The organism is Streptomyces sp. NPDC025721 (genome assembly GCF_055558595.1).
Window position 1 is genome coordinate 1 of sequence record NZ_JBVHMF010000024.1, and the last position, 20852, is coordinate 20852.

Below are 20852 nucleotides of genomic sequence, written 5' to 3' on the forward strand. Positions count from 1 at the left end.
TTCCCCCCCTCCCCCCCACCCCCCCCCCCCCCCCCCCCCCCCCCCGCCCCCCCCCCCCCCCCCCCGCGGTGGCGAGCGACCAGGCCGAGGGCCGCTCGGACGGCCTACGACGAGGCCGGCGGATACAGCTGCGGCGGGAGCTTGGCCGCCGCGGTCCGGTCCAGCAGCCACAGGGTCCTGGACCGCCCGTAGGCACCCGAGGCGGGCGCCTGCAACTCACCCGGGGACGACAGCGCCAGGGCCACCGCCGAAGCCTTGTCCTCGCCTGCCGCCAGCAGCCACACCTCGCGGGCTGCGCGGATCGCGGGCAGCGTCAGCGAGATCCTGGTCGGCGGCGGCTTCGGAGCGCCGTGCACACCGACGACCGTCCGCTCGCTCTCCCGCACCGCGGGGTGCTCGGGGAAGAGCGACGCCACATGCGTGTCGGGCCCCACCCCCAGCATCAGCACGTCGAAGGCCGGCACCCGCAGCCGGTCCTCGGGACCCGCCGCCGCGGCCAGCTCCGCCGCGTACGCCTCGGCCGCCTCGTCGGCGTCGGCGTACGGCCCGTCCGAGGCGGGCATGGCGTGCACCCGCGACGGATCGACCGGGACCGCGTCCAGCAGCTCCGCGCGGGCCTGCGTGACATTGCGCTCCGGGTCGCCGTCCGGCTCGAACCGCTCGTCGCCCCACCACAGGTCCAGGTGCGCCCAGTCCACCGCGTCACGCGCGGGGGACGCGGCGAGGGCGGCGAGCAGCGCGTTGCCGTTGCGCCCGCCCGTGAGCACCACCGAAGCGGTGCCACGGGCGGCCTGGGCGTCCACGACCTTGGTGATCAGCCGGGCCGCCGCGGCCTGCGCCATCAGCTCCTTGTCCCGGTGGACGACCACCTGTGGCGTGCTCACTTCGCGCTCTCCGCCTTCTTGGCCACGGCGGCCCGCTTGGCGGCGCTGGGCGTCTTGTCCTTCGCCGTGACGGTGCCGTCCGGGCTCACCGTCTCCGCGCCGCCGGGGTTGTTGACCAGGTGCTTGACCCCGAACTGCACGGTGGAGCGGTATATGTCGTCCGGGTCCAGACGGCGCAGCTCCTCCGCGATCAGCTCGGAGGTCTCGCGCCGCTTGAGCGCCACATGCCGGTCCGGCTGACCCGGCATCGCCAGCTCCGCCAGCGCGCCGTCCGCCCGGTCGAGGCAGATGTCGCCGTCGGCCGTCGCCAGCCGCACCGCGGTGATGCCGGGGCCGTCGGAGACCCTGCGCTCCACCGGCACACCCAGCCGGTCCGCGAGCCACAGCGCGAGCAGTTCCGTACTCGGGTTGTACGCCTCGCCGTCGACGATCGCGTCAGTGATCTTCGAGTGCTTCTGGTCCAGGGCCGCCGCGAGCATCGAACGCCACGGGGTGATCCGGGTCCAGGCCAGGTCGGTGTCGCCGGGCGAGTAACTGGCCGCGCGGACGCCGAGCGACGCCACCGGGTCCTCGGCCGCCGCGGCGTCCGTGATCCGGCGCTGCGCGAGGCGACCCAGCGGGTCCTCCGCCGCGTTGTCCGGCGCGTTGTCCGGCCACCAGACGACCACGGGGGCGTCGGGCAGCAGCAGCGGCAGCACCACCGACTCGGCGTGGTTGGCCAGCTCGCCGTGCAGCCGCAGCATCACGGTCTCGCCGGTGCCCGCCTCCGAGCCGACCAGCACCTCCGCGTCGAGCCGGGCGCTCGCCCGGTCCCGCGGCGAACGGCCCGGCCGCTTGACGACGACCAGAATCCGCGACGGGTGCTCCTTGGACGCCTCGGTGGCGGCCTTGAGCGAGTCGTAGGCACTGCCCTCGTCGGTGACGATGACCAGGGTCAGCACCATCCCGACCGCGGGAGTGCCGATCGCCCGCCGGGCCTGGATCAGACCCGAGTTGATTTTCGCGGACGTGGTGTCCGTCAGATCGATCTTCATGGCCGACGCCAGCTCCTGCCGTCTCGTGCGAGCATCTCGTCCGCCTCGACCGGTCCCCAGGTGCCGGACGCGTACTGGGCGGGCTTGCCGTGCTTGTCCCAGTACTCCTCGATCGGGTCGAGGATCGTCCAGGAGATCTCGACCTCCTGGTGGCGCGGGAAGAGGTTGGCGTCACCGAGCAGCACATCGAGGATGAGCCGCTCGTACGCCTCCGGGCTGGACTCGGTGAAGGACTCGCCGTACGCGAAGTCCATCGTCACGTCCCTGACCTCGGTCGAGGTGCCGGGCACCTTCGAACCGAACCGCACCGTCACGCCCTCGTCCGGCTGCACCCGGATGACCAGGGCGTTCTGCCCCAGCTCCTCGGTGGCCCCGGACTCGAACGGCAGATACGGCGCCCGCTTGAAGACCACCGCGATCTCGGTGACGCGGCGGCCCAGCCGCTTGCCGGTCCGCAGGTAGAACGGCACACCCGCCCAGCGCCGGTTGTTGATCTCCAGCTTCACGGCCGCGTAGGTGTCGGTCTTGGACTTGGGGTCGATGCCGTCCTCCTCCAGGTACCCGAGCACCTCCTCGCCGCCCTGCCAGGCGTGCGCGTACTGGCCGCGCACGGTGTTCTTGCCGAGGTCGTCGGGGAGGACGACCGCGCTGAGCACCTTCAGCTTCTCCGCGGTGAGCGCCTTCGGGTGGAAGGAGCCGGGCTCCTCCATCGCGGTCAGCGCCAGCAGTTGCAGCAGGTGGTTCTGGATCACGTCGCGCGCGGCGCCGATGCCGTCGTAGTACCCGGCCCGGCCGCCGATGCCGATGTCCTCGGCCATGGTGATCTGGACGTGGTCGACGTACGACCGGTTCCAGATCGGCTCGTACATCGTGTTGGCGAAGCGCAGCGCCAGGATGTTCTGGACGGTCTCCTTGCCCAGGTAGTGGTCGATCCTGAAGACCTCGTTGGGCGGGAAGACCTCGTGCACCACCTGGTTGAGGTCCATCGCGCTCGCCAGGTCGTGGCCGAACGGCTTCTCGATGACCGCGCGCCGCCAGGAGTCCCCGGTGCCGTCCGACAGCCCGTGCTTCTTGAGCTGCTGCACCACGTTGGGGAAGAACTTCGGCGGTACGGACAGGTAGAAGGCGAAGTTGCCGCCCGTGCCCCGCGCCTTGTCCAGCTCCTCGATGGTCGCCTTCAGCGTCTCGAAGGCGGTGTCGTCGTCGAAGTCGCCCTGCACGAAGCGGCAGCCCTCGGCGAGCTGCTGCCACACCTCCTCACGGAAGGGCGTGCGCGCGTGCTCCTTGACCGCGTCGTGGACCTCCTGGGCGAAGTCCTCGTTCTCCCACTGGCGGCGGGCGAAGCCGACCAGCGCGAAGCCCGGCGGCAGCAGACCGCGGTTGGCCAGGTCGTACACGGCCGGCATCAGCTTCTTGCGCGACAGGTCACCCGTCACGCCGAAGATGACCAGGCCGGACGGGCCCGCGATCCGCGGCAGCCGCCGGTCCAGCGGATCCCGCAGCGGGTTGCCTTCCGAAGATGTCAGCGTGGACAACTCAGGCCTCCGAAGGAGCGAGCCGATCGAGTTCCGCCTGGGTGGAGGCCAGCAGTTCGTTCCAGGCCGTCGCGAACTTCTCGACGCCCTCGTCCTCCAGGAGCTGCACGACGTCGTCGTAGGAGATGCCGAGCGCCGCCACGGCGGCCAGCTCGGCCTTCGCCTGCGCGTACGTGCCGGTCACGGTGTCGCCGGTGATCTCGCCGTGGTCGGCGGTGGCGTCCAGCGTGGCCTCCGGCATGGTGTTCACCGTGTTCGGCGCGACCAGCTCGGTGACGTACAGCGTGTCGGAGTAGGCCGGGTCCTTGACGCCGGTCGAGGCCCACAGCGGGCGCTGCCTGTTGGCGCCGGACTTCTCCAGGGCCAGCCAGCGGTCGGAGGAGAAGACCTCCTCGTACGCCTCGTAGGCCAGCCGCGCGTTGGCGACGGCCGCCTTGCCCTTGAGCGCCTTCGCCTCGTCGGTGCCCAGCTTCTCCAGCCGCTTGTCGATCTCGGTGTCCACGCGGGACACGAAGAACGAGGCGACCGAGTGGATCAGCGACAGGTCGAGCCCGGCGGACTTGGCCTTCTCCAGACCGGAGAGGTACGCGTCCATCACACCGCGGTAGCGCTCCAGCGAGAAGATCAGCGTGACGTTGACGCTGATGCCCTTGCCGATCACCTCGGTGATCGCGGGCAGCCCCGCGGGCGTCGCCGGGATCTTGATCAGCGTGTTCGGCCGGTCGACCAGCCACGCGAGCTGCTTGGCCTCCGCGACGGTGGCCTTCGTGTTGTTCGCCAGCCGCGGGTCGACCTCGATCGAGACCCGGCCGTCCTGGCCGTCGGTCCGGTCGAAGACCGGCCGCAGGATGTCGGCCGCGTCCCGGACGTCCGCGGTGGTGATCATGCGGATCGCCTCGTCGACCGTCAGCCGGCGGGCGGCGAGGTCGGCGAGCTGCTGGTCGTAGCCGTCGCCCTGGGAGATCGCCTTCTGGAAGATCGACGGGTTGGTGGTGACACCCACCACATGCTGCTCGTCGATGAGTTCGGCCAGATTGCCGGACGTGATGCGCTTGCGCGACAGGTCGTCCAGCCAGATCGCGACGCCTTCGTCGGAGAGGCGCTTGAGTGCGTCTGTCATGGGATTTGCATCTCCTACTTGTCGTTTACCTGCGTCAGCGATCAACGGCGTCGAGTGATTCCCGGGCCGCGGCGGCCACCGCGTCCGCGGTGAACCCGAACTCACGGAAGAGCACCTTGCCGTCGGCCGAGGCACCGAAGTGCTCAAGGCTGACGATGCGTCCCGCGTCACCCACGAAGCGGTGCCAGGTCAGACCGATACCGGCCTCGACCGCCACCCGCGCCTTCACGTCCTTGGGCAGCACGCTGTCGCGGTACTCCTGGTCCTGCTCGTCGAACCACTCCACGCACGGCATCGACACCACGCGGGTCGGCACCCCGGCCGCCTGGAGCTGCTCACGCGCGCCCACCGCGAGCTGCACCTCGGAACCGGTGCCGATGATGACGACCTGCGGCGCGGACGCCGCGCCGTCGGCGTCCGTCGCGTCGAACATCACATAACCGCCGCGCGCCGCGTCCTCGTTGCGCTCGTACGTGGGCACGCCCTGCCGGGTCAGCGCCAGGCCGTGCGGCGCGCCCTTGCCGAACACCTTCGTCCAGCGCTTGAGCACCTCGCGCCACACGACGGCCGTCTCGTTGGCGTCGGCGGGCCGCACCACGTTGAGACCGGGGATCGCGCGCAGCGACGCCAGGTGCTCCACCGGCTGGTGCGTCGGACCGTCCTCGCCGACACCGACCGAGTCGTGCGTCCACACGTACGTCACCGGCAGGTGCATCAGCGCGGACAGCCGGACCGCGTTGCGCATGTAGTCCGAGAAGACCAGGAAGGTGCCGCCGTAGACCCGGGTGTTGCCGTGCAGCGTGATGCCGTTCATCTCGGCGGCCATCGAGTGCTCACGGATACCGAAGTGCACGGTACGGCCGTACGGGTCGGCGCCCGGCAGCGGGTTGCCCGTCGGCAGGAACGACGAATTCTTGTCGATCGTCGTGTTGTTCGACCCGGCGAGGTCGGCGGAGCCGCCCCACAGCTCGGGGATGACCGGGCCCAGCGCCTCCAGGACCTTGCCGGACGCGGCGCGGGTGGCGAGCGAGGAGCCGGTCTCGAAGGCGGGGATGTGCTGCTCCCAGCCCTCGGGCAGCTCGGCGGCCTCGATCCGGTCGTACGTCGCCGCGTGCTCGGGGTTGGCGGTCCGCCAGGCGGCGAAGGACTTCTCCCACTCCGCCTTGGCCTCGCGGCCGCGGTCGCCGACCGCACGCGTGTGCGTGATGACGTCCTCGGCCACGTCGAAGTGCTTGTCCGGGTCGAAGCCCAGGATCTCCTTGGTGGCGCGCACCTCGTCCTCACCGAGCGCCGAGCCGTGCGCGGCGCCGGTGTTCTGCTTGTTCGGCGCGGGCCAGCCGATGATCGAGCGGACCGCGATGAACGACGGGCGCTCGGTCTCGGCCTTCGCGGCGAGCATCGCGGCGTGCAGGGCGTGCACGTCGAGGTCGCCGTTCTCCAGCGGAGTGACGCGCTGGACGTGCCAGCCGTACGCCTCGTACCGCTTGACGGTGTCCTCGGAGACGGCGGTCTCGGTGTCGCCCTCGATGGAGATGTGATTGTCGTCCCAGAGCAGGACGAGATTGCCGAGCTTCTGGTGACCGGCCATGGAGGACGCCTCGGCGGAGATGCCCTCCTGGAGGCAGCCGTCACCGGCGACGGCCCAGATGGTGTGGTCGAACGGCGAGGTGCCGGCCGCCGCGTCCGGGTCGAACAGGCCGCGCTCGTAACGGGACGCCATCGCCATGCCGACCGCGTTCGCGACGCCCTGGCCGAGCGGCCCCGTCGTCGTCTCGACGCCCCTGGTGTGGCCGTACTCCGGGTGGCCGGGGGTCTGCGAACCCCAGGTCCGCAGCGCCTCCAGATCGGCCAGCTCCAGGCCGTAACCGGCGAAGTAGAGCTGCGTGTAGAGGGTCATGCTGGAGTGCCCCGCGGAGAGCACGAAGCGGTCCCGGCCGACCCAGTCGGCGTCCGCCGGGTCGTGCCGCATGACCTTCTGGAACAGCAGATAGGCCGCCGGGGCCAGGCTCATCGCCGTGCCGGGATGGCCGTTGCCGACCTTCTGCACGGAATCCATGGCCAGGACGCGGGCGGTGTCAACGGCCCGCCGGTCCAGATCGGTCCACTCGAGGTCTGTGGTGGTCGGCTGCTTGCTCACCCTGGGTCAGGGCTCCTCTCCACATGCTTGTCCACATGTTGAAAACGCCGGTGACGTGGTGCCTACCCGGCGTTGTCGAGCCTACCGCCGTACAGGCGCTCACCTTTTCGATCCTGCCCCGGTACGCCGGTCTTCGCCTCCTGAACGCGGTGAACGCCTGGTGAACCGGGTCGAGCGACACTCTCCACCCCCCAAAAGCGGACGGAGTATTCCCTGCGTCTAGAGTGGCGTGGTACGCGCAAGTCTCACCGGGTCCCGCGCCTCCGCAGGTGACCGGACTTGCTGGACTTCATCTCTTCTCTTGGGGTGTTCGTGACGGCCGTCGAATCCCGACCCGCTGGGGTCATCGGGACGGGCTCCTCCGGTCACCGCCCGTTCGGAGCCCGTGTGATGGGCTTCGTGGCGCTGACCAAGCCGCGGATCATCGAACTACTGCTCATCACGACGGTTCCGGTGATGTTCCTCGCCGCCGGCGGGGTGCCCGATCTGTGGCTCGTGATCGCCACGGTGGTCGGCGGCTATCTGTCGGCCGGCGGTGCGAACGCGCTGAACATGTACATCGACCGCGACATCGACGCGCTGATGCACCGTACGGAGCAGCGTCCGCTGGTGACCGGTCTGGTGTCGCCGCGCGAAGGACTCGTCTTCGGCATCACGCTCTCCGTCGTCTCGACGGTCTGGTTCTGGACGCTGGTCAATCCGCTGTCCGCCGGGCTGTCGCTGACGGCCATCCTCTATTACGTCTTCGTCTACACCATCGGTCTCAAACGGCGTACCGCGCAGAACATCGTCTGGGGCGGGGTCGCGGGCTGTCTCCAGGTCTTCATCGGCTGGTCCGCCGTGCGCGACGAGCTGGCCTGGGCGCCCTTCGTCCTCTTCCTCGTCCTCTTCTTCTGGACGCCGCCGCACTACTGGCCGCTGTCGATGAAGGTCAAGGACGACTACGAGCGGGTCGGCGTCCCGATGCTGCCGGTCGTCGCGGGCAACCAGGTCGTGGCCCGGCAGATCGTCCTCTACAGCTGGGTGATGGTGATCACCTCCCTGGCACTGTGGTGGCCGCTGGGCGAGACCTCCTGGTTCTACCCGGTGGTCGCGGCCGTACTCGGCGCGTTCTGGCTCAAGGAGGCGCACGGCCTGCACGCCCGCGCCAAGGCGGGCGTCACCGGCGCGAAGCTCAAGGAGATGCGGCTCTTCCACTGGTCCATCACCTACGCGACCCTGCTGTTCGTCGCGGTGGCGGTCGACCCCTTCCTGCACTGAGCCGCCTCCGGCGGGGTGCCCTCGGCGGTTACCGGGAAGTAGCATCAGCGGTATGGCTGATGACACGGTTCAGGAGAACCCGCGCGAGGCGCGACGCACCGCCCGGCTCGTCCGGCAGATCGACGCCTTCGGCAAGAAGCACGGCGGCGCCGCCGAGGCGAACATCGCGTACATCGGTGAGCGCGGCGCGCGCATCGTGCTCGTCGCGCCGGACGGCGCCTGGGGCGACCTCGTCGCACCGACGTACGCCATGGCGCGGGCGGCCGTCGCCGACGCGGGCGTCACCGTCCACGAGGACTTCGACGGGGAGTTCGCGGGCCGGGTCCGCACCGGCCCGTACGAGTGGACCCGGATGGCCGGGATGCAGATCGGCGGCCCGCCCAACACCTGACCGCCGCCGCGCCCACACCTGACGGCGCCCTCGTCCGTTAAGCCAGGAGGCCGGGAGACCGGGAACGACGGCGAGGGAGCGGGCGGATGACCGGGGACCTGACACACCTCGTGGACGCGTACTGCCACGGCGTGCTCCCCGGCGACCTCGGCCTCGGCGCGTTCGAGGCGCGGCTGCCCGGCGTCGCCGCGCCGCACACCACCCTCTTCGACAGCCCCACCGGCTTCGCGGTGCGCCGCTGGTGCGCGCCGCTGCTCGGCCTCGAACCGCACTGCTCCCCGGCCCGCTACCTGGCCCGCCGCCGCGAGCTGGGCGCGTACGAGGCGACCCGGCTGCTGCTGCGCGCCACCGGCATCGAGGCGTATCTCGTCGACACCGGGGAGCCCGGCGACCTCACATCGCCCAAGGAGCTGGGCGCGGCGGGTGGCGCGGCGGCCCACGAGATCGTCCGCCTCGAACCGCTGGCCCAGCAGGTCGCCGACACCTCGGGCACGGTCGACGGCTTCCTGGCCAACCTCGCCGAGGCCGTGCACACCGCCGCGCTCGACACGGTCGGCTTCTCCTGCGCCGACCGCCCGCACGGCGGACCCTTCCGCGCGGGCGCCGACCACGCGCTGGGCACCGGACCGCCGGACACCGCGCACGTGCGGTACGCCGCCGCCGACTGGCTCGCCCGGCGGCCGGTCGGCGAGCGCCCCGCCGACCCCGTACTCCTGCGCCATCTGCTGTGGAACGCGGTGGCGACCGGCGTGCCGCTGACGCTGCGGCACGGCGCGGGCGGGGCGGGACCCTCGGCGGCCGAGGGATTCCTGCGGGCCACCGCGGGCCTGGGCACCGAGGTGGTGCTGCTGCCGGGGCCCGGACACGAGGGCGCGGCGGCCGACCTGGCGGCCGTACTCCCGCATGTGCATGTGGCGCTCGGCGCCGGACCGGCCGCGGTGCTCGACCGGGTGCCCTTCGCGAAGGTGCTGTACGCCAGCGGCGCCGTGGCGCTGCCCGAGCTGTACGTGACCGGGGTGCGGACCTTCGGCGCGGCGCTCGGCCGGTTCGTCGGCGAGCGGGTGGCCGACGGCGACTGGTCGGCCGCGGACGGCCGCAGGATCAGCGCGCTGGTCGGCGGCGGGAACGCCCGCCGGGTCTTCCGCCCCGACCCGGCCGCCGACGCGGACCGGTGGACGGGTCCTGAGGGGTCAGACGCCGACGCTCAGCGTTGACCCGGCCTGCGCGGGCCCCGGCACGGTGGCGTCGGGCACGTCGACGGCCCGCTCGCGCATCGACAGCAGCACCCGCAGCATCGCGATCCACACGATGGCCGCGCCGAACATGTGCAGGCCGACGACGGCCTCCGGCAGATCGGTGAAGTACTGGACGTAGCCGATCACGCCCTGGGACATCAGCACCAGGAAGAGGTCGCGGGCGCTGTTGCGCGGCCCGACCGGCGCGTCCACCGCGCGCAGCACGAACCACAGCGCGACGGTCAGCGCGACCACCACCCACGCGAGATCCGCGTGCAGTTGCGCCACCGACTTCCAGTCCACCGGGACGCGGTGCACATCGCTGGAGTCGCCCGCGTGCGGCCCCGCGCCGGTCACGACGGTGCCCACCGCGACCAGCAGCCCGGTCGCACAGGTCAGAATCCAGCCGAGCTGCTGCACCGGCTTGCCGACCAGCGGACTCGGCGCGCTGTCGCCCTCCGCGGTCCGCCGCCACATCACCACGGCGATGGTGATCAGCACGAACGCCAGCAGGAAGTGCACGCACACGGTGTACGGGTTGAGCCCGGTGAGCACGGTGAAGGCGCCCAGCACCGCGTTCGCCACGACCATCCAGAACTGCGCCCAGCCGAGCCGGGTCAGACTGCGCCGGTACGGCTTCTGCGACCGCACCGCGATGATGGCCCAGCCGACGGCGGCGCAGAGAACGTACGTCAGCATGCGGTTGGTGAACTCAATCGCCCCGTGTACGCCCATCGCCGAGGTGGGCACCCAACTGTCGCCCACGCAGCGGGGCGCGGTGGGGCAGCCGAGGCCGGAACCGGTCAGCCGTACCGCACCGCCGGTGACCACGATGACGACCGACATGACCAGCGCGGACAGGGTCGCCCTGCGGACCGTGGCGGGGGACGGAGTCCACCGCTCTGCGATGGCGGCGAGGGGGTTTCGCACGAGTTCGAGAAGCTTCGGCACGCGCCCATGGTAGGCGGCACGCTTGTGCACGCTTTCACGAGGGGTGTGTACGCGCCGGATCCGATCGCCGCGAAACCACCCGAACCCGGTGGTACGGCCCTACCATCGGGGCTCACGCACGGGGACCGACGACGGGAGGCGCCGTATGACCGGCGAACACCGTGAGACCGTCAACCGCAGGCACCTGCTCTACGGAGGCGCGGCAGCCGCCCTCGCGGGGACGGGCCTCGCCGCCTACGCGGGCGGCGCCTGGGACTCCTCGGCGGCCGACACCGCGGACCCCGCGCACCCGGGGCCCGCGAACCACCCCGGATACGTCGACGTCGTGGCCGACTTCGGCGCCAAGGGCGACGGCCACACCGACGACAGCGCCGCCTTCGCCGCCGCGTACGCCTATGCCGAGTCGCGCGCGGACGGCGGCACCGGCCGTACCGTCATCGACGTGCCGCCCGGTGTGTTCCGGATCACCAAGCCGTACGCCTTCATCGACGCCAACAAGCCCACCCGGCAGGTCAACGGGCTGCGGTTCCGGGGCGCGGGGCTGCGGATCAGCGACATCGTCTTCGACCCGCCGAACGCGTCCGACGCCTATCTGTGCCGCAACATCGACACCTGGCAGAACATCTCCTTCGAGGGTCTGCGCTTCACCTCCGCCACGCCCGGCGCGTCCTTCTTCTACTCGTACTCGACCGGCGGCGCCGCGAACTACCGCTTCTCGGACTGCGAGTGGATGGGGGAGTGGGAGTACGGGCTCGCGCTCGACGGCAGCAACACCAACTCCGAGATGCGCTGGGAGGCGTGCCGGGTCGGCGGCGCCTACCGCAAGGCGTTCCTCTACTCGGGGCTGTCGCTGAACTCCAAGAACCTGGAGCAGCAGGACCAGTTCCTCAACTACTGGTTCACCGACATGAACGTCACCTACGAGTGGGGCAACTTCCTGGAGTTCCCCTACGGCGGGTCCGTCACCTGCCGCGCGGGCAGCTACATCATCACCGGGCGCCGTCCCACCCCGCACCCCGACTACGGCTTCGAGAGCGCCTTCTTCCGCTTCCCGCGCGCCTCGCACTTCGACGGCGCCCAGCGCTTCCACGCCGAGGACATCCGCTTCGAACTGCGCGACCCCTCGGTCGTCGTCATCGACTGCGCGTGGAACCGCGGCACCGTCCACTTCAACGACTGCGACGACACCGCGCACGCCTTCAAGGACTTCTCCGACGACCTGCGCGCCCACCGCTACACGATCGGAGCCAACGGCCCGCTGGTCCGCTACGACTCCTGCCAGCTCGTCGGCGCGCACCAGTTCCGTACGGCGGCGAACGCCAATCCGCCGGTGTGCGTGCGCTACGACATGTGCCGCTTCGGCTCGCACCCGCCGGCCGCGTTCCTGGCGCTGGACGAGGGACAGGGCCGGGACTTCGTACGGTTCACCGACTGCATCCCGGCCGCGGGCGGGTGAGGGCGGCTACTCCCAGCGGAAGAAGCGGGCCGCCAGGGCCAGCCCGACGACCGCCCAGACGGCGAGGATGCCCAGGTCGCCCCAGGGCATCGAGGCGCCGTGCTGGAGCACGTCCCGCAGCCCGTCGGACAGCGCCGAGATCGGCAGCAGCCTCAGGACCGACTGGACGCCGCCGGAGAACTTGCTCAGCGGCACGATCACGCCGCCCGCGACCAGCAGCAGGATGAAGACCAGATTCGCGGCGGCCAGCGTCGCCTCGGCCTTCAGCGTGCCCGCCATCAGCAGCCCGAGCCCGGAGAAGGCGGCGGTGCCGAGCAGGAGCAGCAGCACGACGGCGAAGGGGTTGCCGTGCGGCGACCAGCCCAGCGCGAAGGCGATCACCACCAGCAGCGCGATCTGCAACGCCTCGGTGACCAGCACCGAGCAGGTCTTCGCCGTCATCAGCGCCCAGCGCGGCAGCGGCGAGGCGCCGAGGCGCTTGAGCACGCCGTAACGCCGCTCGAAGCCGGTGGCGATGGCCTGGCCGGTGAACGCGGTGGACAGCACCGCGAGCGCGAGGATGCCGGGGGCCAGGAAGTCCACCGACTTGCCCGCCCCGGTGTCCACGATGTCGACGGCGCTGAACAGCACCAGCAGCAGCGCCGGGATGATCACGGTGAGCAGCAGTTGCTCGCCGTTGCGCAGCAGCATCCTGGTCTCCAGCGCCGCCTGGGCCCGGATCATCCGGGGGAGCGGCGCGGCTCCGGGGGCGGGGGCGAAGACGCCGGTGCCGGTCGGGGCGCTCACTTCGGCGCTCATCCGCGCAGCTCCTTCATGCCCGCGAGGTTCCTCATCCGCGCAGCTCCTTCATGCCCGCCAGGTTCCTCATCCGCGCAGCTCCTTGCCGGTCAGCTCCAAGAAGACGTCCTCCAGGGTGCGGCGCTCGACCGAGAGGCGGTCGGGGAGGACGCCGTGCTGGGCGCACCAGGAGGTGACGGTGGCCAGCAGTTGGGGGTCGACCTTGCCCTCGATGCGGTAGTTGCCCGGGGTCAGTTCCGCCGCGGCGGTGTCGGCGGGCAGCGCGTTGAGCAGCGAGACCAGGTCGAGCCCCGGGCGTCCCGAGAAGCGCAGCGTGTTCTCCGCGCCGCCGCGGCACAGCTCGTCCGGAGTGCCGCGGGCGATGGCCCGGCCGCCGTCGATGATCACCACCTGGTCGGCCAACTGCTCGGCCTCGTCCATGAAATGGGTGGTGAGCACGATCGTGACGCCGTCCGCGCGCAGCTCCCGGACGAGATCCCAGGTGGCGTGCCTGGCCTGCGGGTCGAGACCGGCGGTGGGCTCGTCGAGGAAGACCAGTTCGGGGCGGCCGACGACGGCCATGGCGAGCGCGAGGCGCTGCTGCTGGCCGCCGGACAGCCGGCGGTAGGTGGTGCGACCGCAGGACTCCAGACCCAGCCGTTCGATCAGCAGCGCCGGGTCGACGGGGTCGGCGTGCAGGGTCGCGGTGTGCCGCAGCATCTCCTCGGCGCGCGCGCCGGGGTACACACCGCCGGACTGGAGCATCACGCCGATCCGGGGCCGCAGTTGCGCGCCGCGCGCGGCCGGGTCGAGACCGAGGACCCGTACGGTGCCGCCGTCCGGCCGCCGGTAGCCCTCGCAGACCTCGACGGTGGTGGTCTTGCCCGCGCCGTTGGGGCCGAGCACCGCTGTGACGCCGCCGCGGGCCACGGTCAGGTCGAGGCCGTCCACCGCGGTCCTTGTCCCGTACCGTTTGACCAGACCGGTCACCTCGACCGCGGGCTCGTTTCGCATGCTGTGAGTCTAGGGACGGCGCAGGACCGGCCGTGCCCGGGTCCCGGGAAGCCGCTCCCCGCTCTCCTCCGCGGCGGCCTCGTACCGCCCGTACGCGGCCTCGTACCGTCCCTGGTTAGGTAACCCTAAGTGACGCAGCCCACCGTGATCGCGACCGGCGCGGCTTGCCTGCTCCTGAGGAATTACGCAACAATGGTGTTGTGGAATACGGGACCAGTGCTGCCCGGAGGGCGGCGGAGGAGCAGACGACCGGGGAGCGGCGCACCCGCAACCGGGTTGCCCGGTCCATCCTGGACCACGGACCTTCCACCGCGGCCGACCTGGCGGAACGGCTCGGCCTCACGCAGGCCGCCGTCCGCCGCCATCTGGACGCACTGCACGCGGACAATGTCGTGGAGCCGCGTGACCAGCGGGTCTACGGCCACCGTGGCCGCGGCAGGCCCGCCAAGGTCTTCGCGCTCACCGACTGTGGTCGTGACGCGTTCGACCAGGCGTACGACCAGCTCGCCGCCGACGCCCTGCACTGGATCGCCAGGTCCGCGGGCGGCGGCGAGAGCGGCGAGGCCGCGGTGTCGGCCTTCGCCCGCGCCCGGGTGGCCGACCAGGCCGAGCGGTACCGCCCCATCGTCGAGGCGGCGGCGCCCGAGGACCGCGCACGCGCGCTGGCCCAGGCGCTGTCCGCGGACGGGTACGCTGCTACGGCTCGAAGCGCCCCCGGCCCCGCCGGGGAGCAGCTTTGCCAGCACCACTGCCCGGTGGCCCACACCGCCGAGCAGTTCCCGCAGCTCTGCGAGGCGGAGGCCGAGGTCTTCTCCCGCCTGCTCGGGACGCATGTCCAGCGGCTGGCCACCATCGCCCACGGCGACGGGGTGTGCACCACGTTCATCCCGCAGGTCAACCACGCGAGCACCATCCCGTCGGGAGCCCCACCTGACACACCACCGGGGACCCCGTCGGACCCACCCCAGAACGCACCCGAAGATCCCACAGCATCTGCCAGCACGTCCGGGAGGAACCCCGCATGACTGCTCCCACGGAGACCACTCACCCGGAGCTCGAGGGCATCGGTACGTACGAGTACGGCTGGGCCGACTCGGACGTGGCCGGCGCCGCGGCCAAGCGCGGCCTGTCCGAGGCCGTCGTCCGTGACATCTCGCAGAAGAAGTCCGAGCCCGAGTGGATGCTGAAGATGCGGCTGAAGGGCCTCAAGCTCTTCGGCAAGAAGCCCATGCCGACCTGGGGCTCGGATCTGTCGGGCATCGACTTCGACAACATCAAGTACTTCGTGCGGTCCACGGAGAAGCAGGCGGAGTCCTGGGAGGACCTGCCCGAGGACATCAAGAACACCTACGACAAGCTCGGCATCCCCGAGGCCGAGAAGCAGCGGCTGGTCGCCGGTGTCGCCGCGCAGTACGAGTCCGAGGTCGTCTACCACCAGATCCGTGAGGACCTGGAGGAGCAGGGCGTCATCTTCCTCGACACCGACACCGCGCTCAAGCAGCACCCGGAGCTGTTCCAGGAGTACTACGGCACGGTCATCCCGGCGGGCGACAACAAGTTCGCCTCGCTGAACACCGCGGTGTGGTCCGGCGGCTCCTTCATCTACGTGCCGAAGGGCGTGCACGTCGACATCCCGCTCCAGGCCTACTTCCGGATCAACACCGAGAACATGGGCCAGTTCGAGCGGACGCTGATCATCGTCGACGAGGACGCGTACGTCCACTACGTCGAGGGCTGCACCGCGCCGATCTACAAGTCGGACTCGCTGCACTCCGCGGTCGTCGAGATCATCGTGAAGAAGGGTGGCCGCTGCCGTTACACGACCATCCAGAACTGGTCGAACAACGTGTACAACCTGGTCACCAAGCGAGCGGTCGCCTACGAGGGCGCCACGATGGAGTGGGTCGACGGCAACATCGGCTCCAAGGTGACCATGAAGTACCCGGCCGTCTACCTGATGGGCGAGCACGCCAAGGGCGAGACGCTGTCCATCGCCTTCGCGGGCGAGGGCCAGCACCAGGACGCGGGCGCGAAGATGGTGCACATGGCGCCGAACACGTCGTCCAACATCGTCTCCAAGTCGGTGGCCCGCGGCGGCGGCCGGACGTCCTACCGCGGTCTGATCGAGATCGGCGAGGGCTCGTCGGGCGCCAAGTCCAACGTGCTGTGCGACGCGCTGCTGATCGACACCATCTCGCGCTCGGACACGTACCCCTACGTCGACGTCCGCGAGGACGACGTGTCGATGGGTCACGAGGCGACCGTCTCCAAGGTCTCCGACGACCAGCTCTTCTACCTGATGAGCCGCGGCATGACCGAGTTCGAGGCCATGGCGATGATCGTGCGCGGCTTCGTCGAGCCGATCGCCAAGGAACTCCCCATGGAGTACGCCCTGGAGCTGAACCGGCTGATCGAGCTCCAGATGGAAGGCTCGGTCGGCTGACCGCGCCGGCTTCCTCGTCCACCATCCCCCGGCCGGACCCAATAAGGCAGAAAGCGAGCACCAGCACAGCCATGGCTGACAACACCCCTGCGGGCAGCACCACGGACGGTGCCATCACGGTGGGCCATCCCGCCGACGCCCGGGTCAGCGCGGCCCCGTCGTACGACGTGGCCGACTTCCCGGTGCCGCACGGCCGCGAGGAGGAGTGGCGCTTCACTCCGCTGGAGCGGCTGCGCGGCCTGCACGACGGCACCGCCGAGGCCACCGGCGCCCTCCGGGTCGAGGTGACCGCGCCCGAGGGCGTCACCGTGGAGACCGTGGACCGCACCGACGCCCGCGTCGGCAAGGCGGGCAAGCCCGCCGACCGCGTCACCGCCCAGGCGTTCAGCGCCTTCGAGAAGGCCTCGGTCGTCTCGATCCCCAAGGACACCGTCCTCACCGAGCCGGTCCGGATCGCCGTCCACGGCGAGGGCGGCACGGTCTACGGCCACCAGGTGATCGAGGTCGGCGCCTTCGCCGAGGCCGTGGTCGTCATCGACCACACCGGTGACGGCACCTTCGCCGCCAACGTGGAGGTCTTGGTCGGCGACGGCGCCAAAGTCACCGTCGTCTCGATCCAGGACTGGGACGACACCGCCGTGCACGTCGCCCAGCACACCGCGCTGGTCGGCCGTGACGCCACCTTCAAGTCGGTGGTCGTCACCTTCGGCGGCGACCTGGTCCGGCTGCACCCGCGGGTGATCTACGGCGCCCCCGGCGGCGAGGCCGAGCTGTTCGGCCTGTACTTCACCGACGAGGGCCAGCACCAGGAGCACCGGCTCTTCATCGACCACGACACGCCGCACTGCCGCAGCAACGTCACGTACAAGGGCGCGCTCCAGGGGCAGGACGCGCACGCGGTGTGGATCGGCGACGTGCTCATCAGGGCGGAGGCCGAGGGCACCGACACCTACGAGCTCAACCGCAACCTGGTGCTCACCGACGGCGCGCGGGTCGACTCGGTCCCCAACCTGGAGATCGAGACCGGCGAGATCGTCGGCGCCGGCCACGCCTCGGCGACCGGCCGCTTCGACGACGAGCAGCTCTTCTACCTCCAGTCCCGCGGCATCCGCTCCGACGAGGCCCGCCGCCTGGTCGTCCGCGGCTTCTTCGGCGAACTGGTCCAGCAGATCGGACTCGCCGACCTCGAAGAGCGGCTGATGACCAAGATCGACGCCGAGCTGGAGGCGTCCGTCTGATGAGCGTCGACAACGGCACGGTCGGATTCGTCCGCGCCTGCGCCGCCAGCGACCTGGAGGAGGACACCCCCCGCCGGGTCGAGCTGGACGGCGTCCCGGTGTCCGTGGTCCGCACCGCGGGCGAGGTGTTCGCCATCAACGACATCTGCTCGCACGCGAACGTCTCGCTCTCCGAGGGCGAGGTCGAGGACTGCCAGATCGAGTGCTGGCTGCACGGTTCCAGTTTCGACCTGCGCACCGGCAAGCCGTCCGGGCTGCCGGCCACGCGGCCGGTCCCCGTATACCCCGTAAAGATCGTTGGGGACGACGTGCTCGTCTCCGTCACCCAGGAGTCCTGAGGCACCCATGGCAACGCTTGAAATCACCGACCTGCACGTCACCGTCGAAGCCGAGAACGGCCCCCGCGAGATCCTGCGCGGCGTCGACCTGACCGTGAAGCAGGGTGAGACCCACGCCATCATGGGCCCCAACGGCTCCGGCAAGTCCACCCTGGCGTACTCGCTCGCGGGCCACCCCAAGTACACGATCACCGGCGGCACCGTCACCCTCGACGGTGAGGACGTGCTGGCGATGACCGTGGACGAGCGGGCCCGCGCCGGTCTCTTCCTCGCCATGCAGTACCCGGTCGAGGTCCCCGGCGTCTCCGTCTCCAACTTCCTGCGCACCTCGGCCACCGCGATCCGCGGCGAGGCGCCCAAGCTGCGCACCTGGGTGAAGGAGGTCCGCGAGACGATGGAACGCCTCCAGATGGACCCCGCCTTCGCCGAGCGCAATGTCAACGAGGGCTTCTCCGGCGGCGAGAAGAAGCGCCACGAGATCCTTCAGCTCGAACTGCTCAAGCCGAAGATCGCGATCCTCGACGAGACCGACTCCGGCCTCGACGTCGACGCGCTGCGGGTCGTCTCCGAGGGCGTCAACCGGGTCCGCGAGAGCGGCGAGGTCGGCACCCTGCTGATCACCCACTACACGCGCATCCTGCGCTACATCAAGCCCGACTTCGTGCATGTCTTCGCGCAGGGCCGGATCGCCGAGTCCGGCGGCGCCGAGCTGGCGGACAAGCTGGAGGAAGAGGGCTACGAGTCCTACGTGAAGGGCGGCCCCGTGAGCAGCGGAGCGAACTCCGAGGGGGACGCCGCGTGACAGTCCCCTCGTCCGTCGGCCGGGTGCTGCCGGGCCTCCTGGACACCGAAGCGATCCGCAAGGACTTCCCCGTCCTGGACCGCCTGGTCCACGACGGCAAGAAGCTCGTGTACCTGGACAACGCGGCGACCTCGCAGAAGCCGCGCCAGGTGCTCGACGCGCTGAACGAGTACTACGAGCGGCACAACGCCAATGTGCACCGCGGCGTCCACGTGCTCGCCGAGGAGGCCACCGCGCTGTACGAGGGCGCGCGCGACAAGATCGCCGCCTTCATCAACGCGCCCAGCCGTGACGAGGTGATCTTCACCAAGAACGCCTCCGAGTCGCTGAACCTCGTGGCCAACATGCTCGGCTGGGCCGACGAGCCGTACCGCGTCGACAGCGACACCGAGATCGTCATCACGGAGATGGAGCACCACTCCAACATCGTGCCGTGGCAGCTGCTCTCGCAGCGCACCGGCGCGAAGCTGAAGTGGTTCGGGCTGACCGACGACGGCAGGCTCGACCTGTCGGACATCGAGCAGATCATCACCGAGAAGACGAAGATCGTCTCCTTCGTGCTGGTCTCCAACATCCTGGGCACCGTCAACCCGGTCGAGGCCATCGTGCGCCGCGCCCAGGACGTCGGCGCCCTGGTGCTGATCGACGCCTCGCAGGCCGCGCCGCACATGGTGCTCGACGTGCAGGCGCTCGGCGCGGACTTCGTGGCCTTCACCGGCCACAAGATGCTCGGCCCGACCGGCATCGGCGTCCTGTGGGGCCGTCAGGAGCTGCTCGAGGACCTGCCGCCGTTCCTCGGCGGCGGCGAGATGATCGAGACCGTCTCCATGCACTCCTCGACGTACGCGCCCGCGCCGCACAAGTTCGAGGCCGGTACGCCCCCGATCGCCCAGGCCGTCGGCCTCGGCGCGGCCGTGGACTACCTGACCGCGATCGGCATGGACAAGATCGCCGCGCATGAGCACGCGCTGACCGACTACGCGGTGGGCCGTCTGCTGGAGGTTCCCGACCTGCGGATCATCGGCCCCACCACGGCCGAGGACCGCGGCGCCGCGATCTCCTTCACGCTCGGCGACATCCACCCGCACGACGTCGGCCAGGTGCTCGACGAACAGGGCATCGCCGTACGCGTCGGCCACCACTGCGCGCGGCCGGTCTGCCTGCGGTACGGAATTCCTGCGACCACGCGGGCGTCGTTCTATCTGTACTCCACCCCGGCCGAGGTCGACACCCTGGTCGAGGGGCTGGAGCAGGTACGGAACTTCTTCGGGTGATGGTGGTGTTGTGAAGCTCGACTCGATGTACCAGGAAGTGATCCTGGACCACTACAAGCACCCCCACGGGCGCGGCCTGCGGGACGGCCAGGCGGAGGTGCACCACGTCAATCCCACCTGCGGGGACGAGATCACCCTGCGGGTGCGGATGGACGGCGCCGTCATCGGCGACATCTCGTACGAGGGCCAGGGCTGCTCGATCAGCCAGGCCAGCGCGTCGGTGCTGAACGAGTTGCTGGTCGGCAAGGACGTGGCCCAGGCGCGGAAGATCCAGGAGACCTTCCTGGAGCTGATGCAGTCCAAGGGCCAGGTCGAGCCGGACGACGCGATGGAGGAAGTGCTGGAGGACGCGGTCGCGTTCGCCGGTGTCTCGAAGTACCCGGCGCGTGTGAAGTGCGCGCTGCTGAGCTGGATGGCGTGGAAGGACGCGACGGCGCAAGCGCTGGCCGACGGTCCCGAAGCCTCGGAAGCTTCCGAAGGGAAGACCTCATGAGCCCCGTACCGAACGGCCTGAGCACCACTCCGGCCTCAGAAGAAGAGATCCGCGAGGCCCTCTACGACGTCGTCGACCCCGAACTCGGCATCGACGTCGTCAACCTCGGCCTCATCTACGGCATCCACGTCGACGACTCCAACGTCGCCACCCTCGACATGACCCTCACCTCCGCGGCCTGCCCCCTCACCGACGTCATCGAGGAACAGGCCGTCTCCGCCACCGAGGGCATCGTCAACGACCTCAAGATCAACTGGGTCTGGATGCCCCCGTGGGGCCCCGACAAGATCACCGACGACGGCCGCGACCAGCTCCGCGCCCTGGGCTTCAACGTCTGATCTTTCTCCGGGCTCTCCGCCTCGGCATCGCAGGGCTCCGCGCCACGGCATCGGGGGGGGGGGGGGGGGGGGGGGGGGGGGGGGGGGGGGGGGGGGGTGGTGGGGGGGGGGGGGGGGTGGGGGGGGGGGGAC

The 20852-nt window shown here is 70.5% G+C and carries 20 protein-coding genes; 12 read left to right on the top strand and 8 right to left on the bottom strand.

The genetic code is table 11. From position 1 onward, the window contains the following. Window positions 1–104: 104 nt before the first annotated feature. Genes pgl through tkt form a run of 5 tightly spaced genes read right to left on the bottom strand, consistent with a single transcriptional unit; the run spans window position 105 to window position 6710 of the window. The gene (pgl, locus tag ACZ4EF_RS27670; protein WP_355333878.1) at window positions 105–884 is read right to left on the bottom strand and encodes a 6-phosphogluconolactonase; all 780 of its coding nucleotides are present in this window, start codon (window positions 882–884) and stop codon (window positions 105–107) included. After that, entirely contained in the window at window positions 881–1918 is a 1038-nt protein-coding gene (gene opcA / locus ACZ4EF_RS27675) for a glucose-6-phosphate dehydrogenase assembly protein OpcA (protein WP_355333876.1), read from the bottom strand. Before opcA ends, pgl begins: the two co-directional genes overlap by 4 nt. Next, the gene (zwf, locus tag ACZ4EF_RS27680) at window positions 1915–3444 is read right to left on the bottom strand and encodes a glucose-6-phosphate dehydrogenase (protein ID WP_355334683.1); all 1530 of its coding nucleotides are present in this window, start codon (window positions 3442–3444) and stop codon (window positions 1915–1917) included. The genes opcA and zwf overlap by 4 nt, the downstream gene beginning before the upstream one ends. 10 nt (window positions 3445–3454) lie before the next feature. After that, window positions 3455–4573: a transaldolase gene (gene tal / locus ACZ4EF_RS27685; RefSeq protein ID WP_355333874.1), complete on the bottom strand. Its 1119-nt coding sequence runs from the start codon at window positions 4571–4573 to the stop codon at window positions 3455–3457. A gap of 34 nt (window positions 4574–4607) precedes the next feature. Beyond that, entirely contained in the window at window positions 4608–6710 is a 2103-nt protein-coding gene (tkt, locus tag ACZ4EF_RS27690; protein WP_467506775.1) for a transketolase, read from the bottom strand. 312 nt (window positions 6711–7022) lie between these two features. On the opposite strand from tkt, the gene ACZ4EF_RS27695 reads away from it, so the two are divergent. The 3 genes from ACZ4EF_RS27695 (at window position 7023) to ACZ4EF_RS27705 (ending at window position 9575) form a co-directional block, all read left to right on the top strand. Beyond that, window positions 7023–7970, top strand: coding sequence for a heme o synthase (locus ACZ4EF_RS27695; protein ID WP_467506871.1), 948 nt, complete (start codon window positions 7023–7025; stop codon window positions 7968–7970). Window positions 7971–8022: 52 nt separating this feature from the next. Further along, window positions 8023–8361: a hypothetical protein gene (locus ACZ4EF_RS27700; protein ID WP_467506777.1), complete on the top strand. Its 339-nt coding sequence runs from the start codon at window positions 8023–8025 to the stop codon at window positions 8359–8361. 86 nt (window positions 8362–8447) lie between these two features. Beyond that, window positions 8448–9575, top strand: a complete 1128-nt coding sequence (locus ACZ4EF_RS27705; protein ID WP_467506779.1) for an amidohydrolase — start codon at window positions 8448–8450, stop codon at window positions 9573–9575. On the opposite strand, the gene ACZ4EF_RS27710 is transcribed toward ACZ4EF_RS27705, so the two are convergent. After that, window positions 9552–10547 carry a COX15/CtaA family protein gene (locus ACZ4EF_RS27710; RefSeq protein WP_401313336.1) on the bottom strand — a complete coding sequence of 332 codons (996 nt, stop codon included), beginning with the start codon at window positions 10545–10547 and terminating at the stop codon, window positions 9552–9554. The genes ACZ4EF_RS27705 and ACZ4EF_RS27710 overlap by 24 nt on opposite strands. Before the next feature lie 145 nt (window positions 10548–10692). Here ACZ4EF_RS27710 and ACZ4EF_RS27715 point away from each other — a divergent pair, with 145 nt between their 5' ends. After that, complete coding sequence (locus tag ACZ4EF_RS27715; protein WP_355333863.1) at window positions 10693–12003, top strand: glycosyl hydrolase family 28-related protein; 1311 nt, start codon at window positions 10693–10695, stop codon at window positions 12001–12003. Window positions 12004–12009: 6 nt separating this feature from the next. On the opposite strand, the gene ACZ4EF_RS27720 is transcribed toward ACZ4EF_RS27715, so the two are convergent. Together ACZ4EF_RS27720 and ACZ4EF_RS27725 are read right to left on the bottom strand one after the other, a co-directional pair. Further along, complete coding sequence (locus ACZ4EF_RS27720) at window positions 12010–12801, bottom strand: ABC transporter permease (RefSeq protein ID WP_355333860.1); 792 nt, start codon at window positions 12799–12801, stop codon at window positions 12010–12012. Window positions 12802–12867: 66 nt separating this feature from the next. After that, on the bottom strand, window positions 12868–13794 hold the full coding sequence (locus tag ACZ4EF_RS27725) for an ABC transporter ATP-binding protein (RefSeq protein ID WP_355333858.1): 927 nt from the start codon (window positions 13792–13794) through the stop codon (window positions 12868–12870). Window positions 13795–13994: 200 nt separating this feature from the next. Here ACZ4EF_RS27725 and ACZ4EF_RS27730 point away from each other — a divergent pair, with 200 nt between their 5' ends. The 8 genes from ACZ4EF_RS27730 (at window position 13995) to ACZ4EF_RS27765 (ending at window position 20720) form a co-directional block, all read left to right on the top strand. Continuing rightward, window positions 13995–14819: a helix-turn-helix transcriptional regulator gene (locus ACZ4EF_RS27730; protein WP_391044106.1), complete on the top strand. Its 825-nt coding sequence runs from the start codon at window positions 13995–13997 to the stop codon at window positions 14817–14819. After that, window positions 14816–16237 (top strand): Fe-S cluster assembly protein SufB, encoded by a 1422-nt coding sequence (sufB, locus tag ACZ4EF_RS27735; RefSeq protein WP_355333852.1) that lies wholly within the window; start codon window positions 14816–14818, stop codon window positions 16235–16237. The genes ACZ4EF_RS27730 and sufB overlap by 4 nt, the downstream gene beginning before the upstream one ends. Window positions 16238–16308: 71 nt before the next feature. Then, the gene (gene sufD / locus ACZ4EF_RS27740; protein ID WP_355333849.1) at window positions 16309–17475 is read left to right on the top strand and encodes a Fe-S cluster assembly protein SufD; all 1167 of its coding nucleotides are present in this window, start codon (window positions 16309–16311) and stop codon (window positions 17473–17475) included. Continuing rightward, the gene (locus tag ACZ4EF_RS27745; RefSeq protein WP_355333847.1) at window positions 17475–17813 is read left to right on the top strand and encodes a non-heme iron oxygenase ferredoxin subunit; all 339 of its coding nucleotides are present in this window, start codon (window positions 17475–17477) and stop codon (window positions 17811–17813) included. Before sufD ends, ACZ4EF_RS27745 begins: the two co-directional genes overlap by 1 nt. Window positions 17814–17820: 7 nt before the next feature. Then, entirely contained in the window at window positions 17821–18615 is a 795-nt protein-coding gene (gene sufC, locus ACZ4EF_RS27750; RefSeq protein ID WP_355333844.1) for a Fe-S cluster assembly ATPase SufC, read from the top strand. 26 nt (window positions 18616–18641) lie between these two features. Beyond that, window positions 18642–19889, top strand: coding sequence for a cysteine desulfurase (locus ACZ4EF_RS27755; RefSeq protein ID WP_355334677.1), 1248 nt, complete (start codon window positions 18642–18644; stop codon window positions 19887–19889). Between the two features lie 10 nt (window positions 19890–19899). Continuing rightward, window positions 19900–20382, top strand: coding sequence for a Fe-S cluster assembly sulfur transfer protein SufU (gene sufU / locus ACZ4EF_RS27760; protein ID WP_188284431.1), 483 nt, complete (start codon window positions 19900–19902; stop codon window positions 20380–20382). After that, window positions 20379–20720 (top strand): metal-sulfur cluster assembly factor, encoded by a 342-nt coding sequence (locus tag ACZ4EF_RS27765; protein WP_188284432.1) that lies wholly within the window; start codon window positions 20379–20381, stop codon window positions 20718–20720. The genes sufU and ACZ4EF_RS27765 overlap by 4 nt, the downstream gene beginning before the upstream one ends. The last annotated feature ends 132 nt before the right edge of the window (window positions 20721–20852 follow it).